Here is a 12,812-nt window from a genome sequence, read left to right as displayed (position 1 = left end):
GCGCTGCTGCCGTGGAATGTGAAGGATTTGCATACCCCGGATTTAACCAGCATTCTGCCTGGCTGAATAGGTTGGGGTTCGTGGAGCGCTTACAGAAATTGAAGGACGAGGTTTGGCTCAATCCGGAACGGGCTGAACCTGAATTAGTGAAGCTGGCTGCATGAAGTGACGCGACAACTTTGTTGACAACTACCGTTGGCGTCGGTGACCTTCTTCATCTGGCCAACAACATTGCGCAGCTCCGTGCGCGTGAACTGCCGGGCGTTGGTCAACACCGTCTTGAAACCGTGGTACTCGGTTTTGGCCTCCTGCAAGCGGCCTGCTTCATCGATCGTTGTCATGCTGACGACACGACTCAGCTAGCCCGACTGCTCAACCCCATCCGTATATGCCGCGATTGTTGTCCGCAAAATCTGCCATCGCACGGAGATAGCCTTGTACAACTACCTTAGGGATATTTAGTTCTGCTAGCGCACGTCCATCGCTAGGTGCTGCTGCTTTTGCACCGGCAACTCCAATATTGTTTGCCGAATCTATTTATCGCTGTGGGGTAAAGGCCCCAATTCCAAGTTAGTAAAATATCGAGTCGCACAGTCGTCTGCGGGCTCCAGTCCTCCGTACACGTTTCCGACCGAGAAAGAGCTCGCCAGTTCCAAGGCATACGGATGTAAGGAACTCATTATCGAAACTGGATTTTTTTCCTCTTCGATGTCAAAGCTAATGTCCACATCGACAGTATTTTCGTATTTGACCACTCTCACCAAGGCAACATCGAGTACAACCGCATTTACGAAAAACCGTCGTACACGAATCATCGCCGTCAGCGCCTCTTTAGCCAGCAACAGTTTGGTCAATTTTTCTCGGCCAAACACATCGCTATTTTCTGACGTACCCTCCTCCGAGAGTTCAATCGATTCGATATCTTTCGCGTGCGACAACAGCTCGTTAACGAGCCCGTCCACACTAGGCTCAGATACATTTTCAAATATAATTTCGAAAGTATTTCGCATGAGTTCCTTAATCAATAAAGCCTTTAAATGTCGAGTCCATATTGAGTCGAACACCTCGGCCGTCCTCTAAACGCTTTTCAAGGAACTTAATTCCATCATAAGCCTTTTCCTGAAATTCTCCAGGTGCACGAACGATCTCTCTAAATTGCTTCATTGCTTGGTCGTTCCAAGTCTTCATTGAACCGGAAATCCGTCCCCATATCTGCGGATTACGTCCAGCATGCTTTGAAAGAGCATGACCAATAACCGTACTACCTTTGTAAGAATCCTGTGCCGTCATCAAGGCCGTTCGCATTTCGCCAAACCACAGCCCCGACAAGCCACTAGCACCTCTTTCTAGCGCCCCGATTACGGTCGAATTTGCTGCACGGGTAATCCTAACAACTCCAGCAAAAGCAATTCCCTCTCCGGGAATCCCTTCCGCAGCGTGCATGGCACCTTCAACAAAATCACCCACGCCATCTTTGATTTTCTGGGACGTAGACTTGGGCTCTGCAGCGGGTCCTTCGTAACGATATGGAACTCCGTCTTCCCCCATTCCAATATACGACTGAGTGGCAGGTGCATTGTTTGCCGCTCCGAAGTTTTTGGCATTCACGGAACCTTCGGCGTGGTAGTTGCCTGTGGCGGACGGGCTGGTTTCAACCGACTTCGCGTCTGATGCCCGATTCGGCGATAACGCCCCATCAGAAATAACTGTAACTGGATCCCCGCCCCTTGTGCCCGTACGTTTACAGATGGACGATCCGGTTGGCACATAGCAAAAACCGCTCGGATCGGTCAGATTGGTCGGATTGTTCAGCACATAGGAATAACGGTTGTAATTCTGCCCGTCAAACGGATCCGTCACCAGCGGGTCGGCCGACAGGAACTTGCCGATCAAGGGATCATACACTCGGCCATTCATATGCACCAAGTCCAGCTGGTCCAGCATCTCATGGCCGGTGAAGCCCCGGTTGTCCACTTTCCCGTCGATCGAATCCGGCGTCGCCGTGCCGTTCACCGGACGGCCGTCGAGCTGGCGGCGCTTGCCCCACGCGTCGTAGGCCAGCTTTTCCACCACGTTGCCGCCCTGGTCGCTGATCGCGATCGGACTGCCCAGGCGGTCCAGGTGGATCCAGTTCAGCTCGGTCGCGCCGCCCTCCCGCTCGACCTCCATCCCGATGCCCATCGGCCAATAGGTCTTGACCGTCACCGGGCCGCTCCTGTTTTCGACCTCCTGCGCGCCGGCGTAGATCAGCTTGGTCCCGTCGCTGCGCTCCTGCCGCACGCGCTGGTGCTCGGGACCATAGACGAAGCTCGACTTGCTCGTGCCGTTCTTCAACCATTCGGGCATGTCGAAGCTGAACCAGCTCGCCTCCCGCCCCGCCCCCTTCAGCAGGTTGCCGTTGTCGTCGTACTCGAAGGCGCCGGCGATGCCGGGGATGCCCAACACCGCGTTCGGCCCCGGCGCGTGGGGATCCGCCGCCTTGCCGCCGGCCGGTCCGTACTGGTAGGCGCCGGCGCCAACGTTCGACTTCCTGGTGAAATTGCCCACCGCGTCGTACTCGAACACCTGCTTGGTCTGCGCCACCGTGCTCGACTCCAGACGGTTCAGCGCGTCATAGCTGAACTCCTCGTGGAATCCGACCCCGTCCCAAAACTGCGAGCGACTCTGCACATTGCCCAGCACGTCGTAATGGTAGCCCTCCTGCAGGCGCAAGGCAGCGCCCACCGTCTGCAAGGTGCCGTTCTCCAGCAGGCCGGTGACGGGATTGAAGTCGCGACTCTGCGTCAGGCCGTTGCCCAACGCGACACGCGTCGGGCGCTGCGCCGCGTCCTGCGACGATACTTCCCACAACACGAGATCGCCCCGCTCCAGCCGCGCCAGATAGCCGAAGCCGTTGTAACGCAGCCCAAACACCTTGGCGCCGTCGGCGCCCCGCTGATACGTCTGCTTGGCGACACGGCCCCAGGCGTCATACTCGGTGCGGCTGGTGTATTTGGCGTCGCTCAGTTGCTGCGTCGTTTCGAACGGACGTCCACTGTCGTCATACGTGTGCACGCGGTCGTAGTCCCGGCCCTGCCCTGTTTGCGTGTACGCCTCGGCCAGCTGCCCCACGCCGGTGGGCGCCGTGTCGAACACCCAGTGACTTTCCAGGTCGGTCTCATAGCGTCCGATCATGCGGTCCAGCACGTCGAATTCGGTCCGGGTACTCTGCTGGGACGCGCGCTGCCGCGGCGTGGTGCTCGACCAGGTGCGGCCCAGCGGATCGACCTTGTAGCCGATCCAGCCAAGGTCGGGATCCCTCAGCTCGATCTTGCGTCCCAACAAGTCATACTCGACCGTGATGACGTTCTTCTTCGCATCGATCGTCTTGCGCAAGTTGTCGAACGGGTCGTAGTCGAACTCCACGACACCGTTCTTGGCGTCGGTGACCTTCTTCATCTGGCCAACAACATTGCGCAGCTCCGTGCGCGTGAACTGTCGGGCGTTGGTCAACACCGTCTTGAAACCGCGGTACTCGGTTTTGGCCTCCTGCAAGCGGCCTGCTTCATCAATCGTTGTCACGCTGACGACACGACTCAGCTCGTCGTAGCCTTGCAGATTGTCCATCTGCGCCGTTTCATCGGCGAAGTGCGGCCGGTCGCTCCTCGACAGACGCCCCCAACTATCGTAAGTGGCATCGGCGACGATGATCCGCCCGTCGAATCCCCAGGTCTGCGAGCGCAGCGGGTGGCCCGCCGCGTCGGCATAGATCATTTTGGGAACGCCGCTTCGTTTCGTGCCGTGGAAGGTGTCGTTGATCTGCACCATCGCCGCGTTCACGGGACAGGAGAAGTCACATTGCTTGGAGTAGGTGCGCGTCTCGTTGCCGTCGGCACGCAGTTCCCGCCGTGCTTGCCCGAAACCATCGACTTCCCAACGAGTGGCAAGTGCGTTCGGCCCGACCAGCATGGTCCGAGCCCCGGTTGCCGGATCGTTGAAGTGCGTTTCCTGGTGGCCAGCCGCGTTCTTGAGCGTGCTGATGAAGCGGCCATTCGCATCGTAGGTGATCGCACTGAGCGTGCGGCTCTTGCCTACGTTCTCATAGGGATCGAACCATGTCTGCGTGACCGTGCCAACCAGACCAAACGCGTTGCCGGAGCGATCATAGCTCGTCGTCAGCTGATACTTCGGGTCGCCGGGCTGTTGGACCTCGGACGACAGCAATCCTGTGACCGGATCGTAGTCACGGGCAAGCGCGCGTGCAACAGCGGTTGCCAACGGCTCGGTACGCGTCTTGACTATCGATGTCGGCAATCCCAGCAACCAACGCGCGCCGTCATTGCGGAAGTTGGTCGCGGTATCGTTGATGAACACCGCGCCATCGCTGGCGCTACTTGTCACCGTTTGCTTGTCCAGATTTCCCCAGTCGTCATAGTGGTTCTGCGTCAAGGTCGTGCCCAACTCGCTGCTATCCAGATCGCGCCGCTCCGCTTTGGACTGCTCAACATACGGGAAGGACGTACTGCTGCCGTTGGCCTGTGGGACAGGTCTCGCGATCATCGGAGCGTTCTGCACATCAGTCAGAGTCACGCCATTCCAAACGGCTTTGCTCGACTTGACCATGCCGTTAAACGGCCAAGCCTGGCTGTACTCGGTCGTTGTCACGATACTGCTTTGCTCGTCCGTGGTAATGACTTTGGCAAAACCAAGCAGGCCACGGCCACTGAGATCCATGGCCCCGTCCAGGTATTGATAAGCCATGGTTCGGTCGGCGCCGGCTCCGGTGCCGGTCCGCAGCTTGCCAACAACCCGGTTCGGGCTGGTGACGGCGCGCATAGGATAGGCCATCACGCCAGTCCGGCCGGCGCCGACTACCCCGGCAGCAACACCATCAACAAATTCAACAGAAGAAACCAGGCCCAAGCCATTCTTCACGCTGACAACCTGGTCCAGCGCCTCTTTATCCTTGGCCAAATCGATTGGTTCCAAAAGCTCCCAATAATCACCCTTCAGCTCATTGTTCCCGTCAAACTGACCAACATGGTAATACACCAATTGCATGCGTCCCGTGCCAAGCAGATCCATGAAATACACCTGGTCTCGCGCGGCGAGGTCAGATGTTGGGTTAAGGGGCGGCTTCACACCGCTCCATGGCTCGCACACGATATTACTGTCGTTTTTGGACGTGCCGCCACTGGTGTCGTCGCCAAGCAACCTGCACATCTGCAGGTCGCCAGTGCGATGCTGATAGCCACCGGCCAAGGTCTGCACGGTACCGACAAGGATCGACGGTTGGCCATCGCCGATAAAGTTGCCGACGGCGAGAACGGACGCGTAGTCGCTGCCGCTATACTTTTGCCGAACACGGCAATCCAGTGCCCGGCCGGTCGACAGACAGACTGTCAAATCGGGCAATTTCAAATGAACGCCGGTGCTGTCCTGACCCGCATATCCAAACACCAAGCCGCTCTGGCCCGAACCATTGAAGTCCGCTGACAGTCCAGAGTTCAAAGATGGCGTATCGAAATAATACGGCTGGCAAGACAAGGAAATGATGCAAGGCTTGTTTTCCGGATAGGCATATCCCAACACATTGGCAATCGGCGAGCTGCCGTCGGGCGTGCCAAAACCGGTGATGGCGACATACCCCGACGGATTTTTCCATTCATAAAATTTTTCGCCCGAATCGCTTGGATCACCCTTGTCAACCATTTGGGTCTCGGACCAACGGACCTCATATGGCTTACCAACGCCAGCGAAGTCCACCATTTCGGTCATTGCAACATGGTCGCGCAGCGAAGAGCGCAGCTCCTGCGGCAAATTAATGCCGCTGGAAATCACATAGTTCGGTGCATTTTTATCGACAACGCAGCCCTTGGACCAGCACACCTCGGCACCACCGCTTCGAATCTGGCTGCCGTAGTACGCCGAGCGTCCATCGCCAACGATATCGACAACATAAGGAAGCTCGACATCCTTGTTTTGGCCGAGTGCCCGTTGTCCATTGCAAACGAAAGTGATCATCGATCCGGCAGTGCCCGCGCCCTCAGGACGGCCCAGCGGCGACAAACATACTTTGGCGCCGCGACTGGTGTCGACCAATAAGTCCGGCGCACCGTCCCCATTGAAATCACCAATATTGAGAACGACAAACTCAGGATGAGATCCCTCGACGTCGATGTTGTATTCATGCTCGGAAAACGCGTTTCCCGTATTGTGGAAATAGCGATACTTAGCTCTCAAGGTTCCCGGAGCGATCTTGTTGCGCGACTCCTTTTCGCTCGAGTCCTGGGAGCCGTCATCGGCCGGGATAGGCGACGCAACGCGCTTTTCCAGCACGTCGGTAAAGCCATGATTCTCGAAATCGCTAAAGGCAAAGTAATCGGCGTGGTTCGTCGACACATTCCGGCCACCTACGCGATTCCATGTGGTCAAGACCGGCGCGCCGGGCCATGCACCTTTGCTGGCAAACCCGGGCTTCTTGAGCGGATCCGGCTTTCCCCACGAGAAACTGGTTTCGGGCAGACACTCCATTGCCGACGTCTGGGGATTGCGGGCACACACTTTAACCGCGTTGAGTAGGCTACGACCGCTGGTCGGACTCTGCTCATACGCGAGCGTATATTCACGGACCTTACTGCCACCGGTGGCTATTTCGCCATTCAAATTGCTGCCGACATACGTGGTTATGCGTGAAAGACGCATACGCAGGTCGTTCCGCGTCTCGTCGATATAGCGGGTCCAGATATCCGACCGCTCCTCATAGTCGAACACGATACCTGCGTGGGCGGGCATTCCGTTGCCGCCATAGCGCATAAATTTGGGCCGATGCTCCCCATACTTGTCTTGCTCGTAGACGAAGCTGACGTAGTTGTTCATACGATCGACTACGCTGTCGAGCGCCCAAGACTGAGGGCCGGTTTTCTCTTGCGGAGGAGATTGCTTTGCCGCCTCCCCGCTGTTGGGCGAACCCAGTATCGCTTTTACATAACTGGTCTCCGTGCTACCGTAGGTCATGATGCGACCATCCTTGGCTTCGACACGGAAGCTGCGCAGGCCATTGATTTTTTGAGTTTTGACGCGACTAAAACTTTCAATCTCCGTGCGATACTCCGCATTGTCGGACCAATAGTTGTCATCACTCATGGCCTGGTTCACCAACACCAGTCGCTGTCCATCCAGGCACAGACGATCAGCGTGATCAAAACTGATCCGACCATTGACTCCATCTTGCGCGATCGTCTTGCCGCAACGTTGAATACTCGACAGCCCGCTTAAACTCCACCCGAGGCCAAGCAGACCGTTCGGCGACGCGCCACTGTAATTAAGCGATAGGCTCGGTTGTACGCCGGCGGTGCCTGGCGGTACCACCAATGCAATGTCGTAGCTTGCCTTACCGTTGGAGCCCACATTCAAACTACCGGGTAGGGTTCCGGCATCCAACTTGTCCAAATACGGAACATCGATGGCAATGGCAATTGGATCGCCCCCACCAATCGGGTCGGTGGACACGACAATGTTCGCCGCAGCGGACTGCAACAATTGAACACCTTTGCCGTCGAATGCGCGCGAAGTGATCACATACGGACCGGCGATGGTTGCGGTCCAACTGGCAATCCAGCTGCCACTGCCATTAAGAGCAACGCCAATCAGCGCATCGTTGGCATAGAATTTCACGGATTGAATGGCGGTGGCGGAATCGACTGCGGTAACGCTCAAGGTAATCGGCACGCCAATACCGTACTTCGCCCCATCCTTCGGTGCGGTTGGAGTCAGCGTGAGGACTGGCGCGGCGCCGATCAGGATTGGTCTCGTTTCAGAGAAGATCGTCATGTCGCCTTGGCGCACCTTGGCCTGGATCAGATACGGCGTGGTGCGCGCGGCCAGATCCTTCTGGCTGGCGAAATAGCGGCCGACAACGGTGTCGGGCGCGCCGGCGCTCCACTGGCCGTCAACGGCGAAGGCCACCTCGTCGTAAGGGCCCTCCCCGCCACTCAACTGGGCGCTCATGAAGACGGTGGCCGGCGCCAGGAATTTTTCGCTCTTGCCCGGCGTGGTCAGCGCGATGCGCAGGCTACCCGGCATGGTGCAGGTGCGGTCCTCGCACGGCATGACGGCCGGCGGCACATCGGCGGCGGCGGCCGCCAGGGCTTGCGCGGCGGGCGCGGTGCCCTGGGCTTGCGCCAAGCTGCGGCCGCCCTGCGCCCTCATCGCGCTGCGCGCCGCCGGTGCTTGGACCACCGGCCCCGGTTTGGCTTGCACATAGATCGAGCGTCCGCTGTATTCGCCGGTATAGGCGCTCAGATCGACGCTGAAGAAGTGCTTGGCGCCGGGCGTGCCGCACTGCGCTTCGACGTTCGCGCTATCCGGTTCGTCGCCCAGGTTGGCCGTGCCGCTGGTCAGCACGATGCCGTTGGTGGCCACGGTCGGCGCATCCAACAACACTTGATAAACCAAAGGCTGGCTGATGCCGGCCTGGCACATCCAGCCCACCAGTTGCGGTTTGTTCTGTGCGTCGATGCGCACGCCCTTGACCATGCCCAGCAGCGGGCTGTCGGTCACGTTGACCAACACCGGCTCGGAGTCGGTCGACACGCCCAGGTCGTCGGTGCTGCGCAGCTTGTAACGGTACACGCCGCCCGTCTCGTTGCGCTTGACGTTCAGGCTCAGGCTGGCGGTGCCGCCGGCGATGGTGTTGACCGCCGCGCCATAGCCGTCGCCGGCGTCGCGGTACAGGTCAAGTCGTACGATCTTGCGGCCCGGCTCGGCGCCGCTGCCGCTGAAGCTCAGCGTCGCCGGCGTGCTGCCGACCATCCGCACATTGCTCGGCGATACCTGCAGGCTGGCGCTCGGACCGGCGCCGGCCGCCACCACCACCACCAGGTTCTCCGTGTTGGCGCCGAACCAGCCGGCGCCCTCCTTCACCATCTTCCACTGGAAATTGTAGCTGCCCGGCTTGCTCGGCGCGGTGACGGGTATGGTGAACGTGGCCACCTGGTCGGTCGCCACCACGCCGCTGACGTGGGCGCGGCCGGTGCTGATCCAGGTGCGCGAATCGGCCGGGTTCTGCGCGCCCAGGCGGTAGCCGCCGGCGTCCTGCCAGGCCAGCGTGCCGGTGTTGCGCATCTTGACCACCACGTTATAGGGCTGGCCGGCGCGCATCGCCGCCGGCACCGTTTGCGACACGAACTGGGCGTCGTTGCCCACCGTCGCCGCGACCACCTCGATGTTGGCCGCCTCGCTCAGCGCGGTCTGCTGCAGGCTGTTGTAGGAGCGCAGTTGCAGCGCGTGCCGGCCGACGGCCAGCGGCTTGACCTGGTTGAACAGGCGACCGGCACTGGAGGCGATCAGCTGCCCGCCGTCGAGCAGTTCGATCTTGCCGATCGTGCTGCCGTTATAGGCCGTGCCGCTGCCGCTGATGGTCACATTGGCCGTCGCGCCGGCGGTGAAATACTTGCTGCCGTCGTCCGGCCCGTCGAGCGTGGCGATCGGCGCCGGCACCGTCATGATGATGTTCGCCAGCGTGCTCAGCGCGACCTTGCCGACGCTGTCGGTGGCGCGGATCTGCAACGCGTGCTTGCCGGCAGCCAGGTTCAAGGTGATGTCGAGCTTGTCGACCTTCAAGGCCGTATGCACTATCCGGTTGTTGGTGTCGAGCACCTCCAGCTTGGCGATCGTCGCCTCGCCCACCGCCACCGCGCCGCCGGTCAGTTGCACCGGCCCGGTCGTGCCGGTCGATACCGGATAACTGCTGCCGTCGAGCGGCGCGGCCAGCGTCACGATCGCCGGCGAGGCCGGCACGACCTCGAAACTGATGCTGGTGCTGGCCTTCATGCCGCGGTTGTCCGTCACGTTGAAGTCCACCGTGTGCTTGCCGATCGTGAAAGTGCGCTTGCTGGTCAGCGTGGCCGATGCCGCCGCCGACACCGCGAACACCGTCGCGTTTTCCTTGAACTCCAGACGCGACACGCCGGCGCCCGGCGCCAGGTTGGCCAGGCCGACCAGCTCGACAATGGCGCCCGTGGGGATAGGCGCGAGGAAGATGCTGTCCGGATCCGGCGCGGCGAAGCTGGGCTCCGGCGCCGGCGCCGTCACACTGATGTTGAGCTCTTCGCCCAGCGTCATCTTGTTGACGCTGTCGACGACGCGCAATTGCAGCTTGTGCTCGCCCAAGGGCAGATCGACCAGTTCGTCCAGGCTGTCGCCCTTGACGGTGTGCACCACGCGGGCGCCTTCCAGGACGTCGATCCGCGCGATGGTCGCGCTGCTGACCGAGCGTGCCGTCGCCTTGAACGGCACGCCCGCCATCGTGCCTGCGGTGATGGCGAAGCTGGCGCCGTTGGCCGGCGACGACATCGCCAGCAGCGCCGGCGGCGCGTCGGCCACCGTGAAGGTGACGACATCGCTGCCCTTCTTGTTGCGGCTGTCGGTCACCCGCGCCTCGACCGTGTGCAGGCCGACGGCGAACGCCAGCCGCACGTTCATGGTCGGGACGATGGGGTTCGCCGGCGGCACGGCGGTCGGCGTTATGTAGATCCGCTTGCCACCTTCATAAAATTCAACCATCCTGAGCATGGCCCCGCCGCTGAGGTTGGGCTTACCGTTCATCAATACGTTCGCGGTCGCGGTCGGCGTCAGATAGGTATCGTCCTTGACCGGCAGCGTCAACTCCGGCGCCGGATCGGGCGCCGTCACCAGCACATCCACCGGTTCGGAGAGGGTCACCTTGCCGATGCTGTCGGTCACCCTGAGTTTCACCACGTGCGGGCCGTAAGCCAAGGGGACGGCATCGTTGACGCTATCGCCGTCGACGGTAAGGCGCGGCACGTTGTTGTCGAGCACTTCGATCTTTTCGATCGTCGCCGCCCCCGCGCCGCGCGCGCTGGCGCTCACCGGCACCAACACCGTCAACGCGCTGGTGAGGGCAAAACTGCTGCCGTCGCGTGGCGCAGTCATCGTCACGGTGGCCGGCAACGCGGCCTGCACGGTGAAGTTGGTATACGCCTTGGCGGTCATGCCCCGGTTGTCGGTGACGCGGAACTCCACGCTATGCGGGCCGAGCGGGAACACCACCTTCCCAGCCAAGTTTGGGCTCTTGTTCGAAGCGTAAAATTTTCTTACCGTGCCTTCCCAAACCTCCAGCGTGGCCACCGCCGCCGCCGGATCGACGGTCGCCACACCGGTCAGTTCCACCGTCGCCGTCTTGTCCGCCGCCAATTCGATGCTGTTGGGCGCCGGACTGGTGAACACGGCCGTCGGCGCCGGCGCCGTCACGTTGACGGTCACTGGCGTGGTCGTGGTCGTCTTACCGATGCCGTCGGTGGCCCGCAGGTGAAGGATGTGCGGCCCCAGATCGAGTGGCACCACCGCATTTATTGTGTCGCCCAGCGCGTTGCCGAGGCTGACGGCGCCCTCCATGACATCGATGCGGGTGATCCTGGCGTCGTTGAAGGCAGTCGCGTCTCCACTCACCGTCACCGGCACCGTCACCCCGCTGGTGATGGCGAAACTCTGACCGGCCGAAGGCGCCGTCATGCGCACCGTCGGCGCCACGGCGGCGATGACCTCGAAATCGACGAAGGCGCTGCCGACCCGCTTCAAGCTGTCGGTGGCGCGCAGTTCGACCCGGTGCTTCCCTAACGCCGTGCCGAGAGCGAAGGTCAACGTCGTGACCGCCCCGCCCGAACGGATCAGCCTGGTGCCGTCATACACCTCCAGCTTGACGATCTTGGCACCGGCGTCAATCGTCGTGCTGCCCGAGTAGTTCAGGGTCGCGGCGGAACTCAGAGCGGAGTACTTCGCCCCCTGCAACGGCGAGGAGATGGTCGGCACCGGCGCGCCGGCCTGCGCGTGGGCCAACTGCCCGCCCCCCAGCAGCAGCAACAAGGCCATGCGCACCAGCAGGCACAACATTCCAGCAATCGAAGATACCGTCGGCAATGGATGGCGGCGGGTGTGCGGAGTCGGATGGCTGTTCATGGTGGTGGACATGGAGATAGTTGTGTGGACTGGCAAAGCGGCGGCGGCACACTCTCAGCGGGCGCAAGCAGGCCTCGCCAAAAGTGCGATGAAATCTTTTCTTCTGGAGATATTTGACCTATAAACTTGCGCAAACCACGCGGCGAGTTCAGGAAAACCTACCCAATTTCTTTCTTCACAGGATCACTCCATACGCAGGAGAAAAATTGCCAAAAAAGTAGAATTGGGAAAATAGTAACATAAATATATCCATATGGAAATATATTACAGATGAAATATTTCATTGGAGACCGAATTAAAATACACCGCCGCTGCCCCTGCCTGTTCAGTTTGCCGGTGAGACCGAGCTATCGCGCCGCATCGCCGCCTTGATCTCGAAGGCCACCGTGACCAGCCGATCGCGCCGCTTGATCTTGCGGTGGCTGAGATGCACGTTGCGCAACAGCGGCTGCGCCGCCAGCGTCTCCATAAAGGCAATCAACGCCTCCTCGTCCCTGGCCTCGCCGCGCAGCATGACGCGGCCGCCGGCCTTGTCCGGCTGGAATTCCAGCAATTCGATGTTCGGATTGCCGGCCACCTGCAGCGCGTTGAACAGCGGCGCCCAGGAGAAATCGCGCTCAAGCTTGAATACGGCCCAGCGCTTTTGCTCTTCCAATTCGGTCCTGCTCGGCACCGGTGTCGGCTTGACCACCTGTGCGACGCGCAAGCGTTCGGCCTGCTGCACGATCGCGTCGGCCTGCGTGTGCCGCCCGACCGCCATGGCGGCGGCGTAGATCGCCAGGATGCCCAGCACCAGCGCGGCGCCAACCAGCAACACCACAAAACGGGGACGCGGCTTCAAGTAATTGTGCATG

The 12,812-nt window shown here is 60.5% G+C and carries 4 protein-coding genes; all 4 read right to left on the bottom strand.

Annotated features, from left to right (window positions below; genetic code table 11):
• Nucleotides 1–143 precede the first annotated feature (143 nt).
• The 4 genes from H7U20_RS15000 to H7U20_RS14985 all read right to left on the bottom strand — a co-directional run bounded on the left by H7U20_RS15000 (nt 144) and on the right by H7U20_RS14985 (nt 12,811).
• Nucleotides 144–341, bottom strand: a complete 198-nt coding sequence (locus tag H7U20_RS15000; protein ID WP_199759955.1) for a hypothetical protein — start codon at nt 339–341, stop codon at nt 144–146.
• 192 nt (nt 342–533) lie between these two features.
• Nucleotides 534–1,010, bottom strand: a complete 477-nt coding sequence (locus H7U20_RS14995; protein ID WP_199759954.1) for a hypothetical protein — start codon at nt 1,008–1,010, stop codon at nt 534–536.
• Nucleotides 1,011–1,017: 7 nt separating this feature from the next.
• Nucleotides 1,018–11,970 carry an Ig-like domain-containing protein gene (locus H7U20_RS14990; RefSeq protein ID WP_199759953.1) on the bottom strand — a complete coding sequence of 3,651 codons (10,953 nt, stop codon included), beginning with the start codon at nt 11,968–11,970 and terminating at the stop codon, nt 1,018–1,020.
• A 313-nt stretch (nt 11,971–12,283) separates the two neighbouring features.
• Nucleotides 12,284–12,811 (bottom strand): PilN domain-containing protein, encoded by a 528-nt coding sequence (locus H7U20_RS14985; protein WP_199759952.1) that lies wholly within the window; start codon nt 12,809–12,811, stop codon nt 12,284–12,286.
• Nucleotide 12,812: the final 1 nt, after the last annotated feature.

Origin of the sequence: Rugamonas violacea, assembly GCF_016461825.1 — a bacterium.
GTDB lineage: Bacteria > Pseudomonadota > Gammaproteobacteria > Burkholderiales > Burkholderiaceae_D > Rugamonas.
This window is presented reverse-complemented; position numbering and strand designations above follow the sequence as displayed.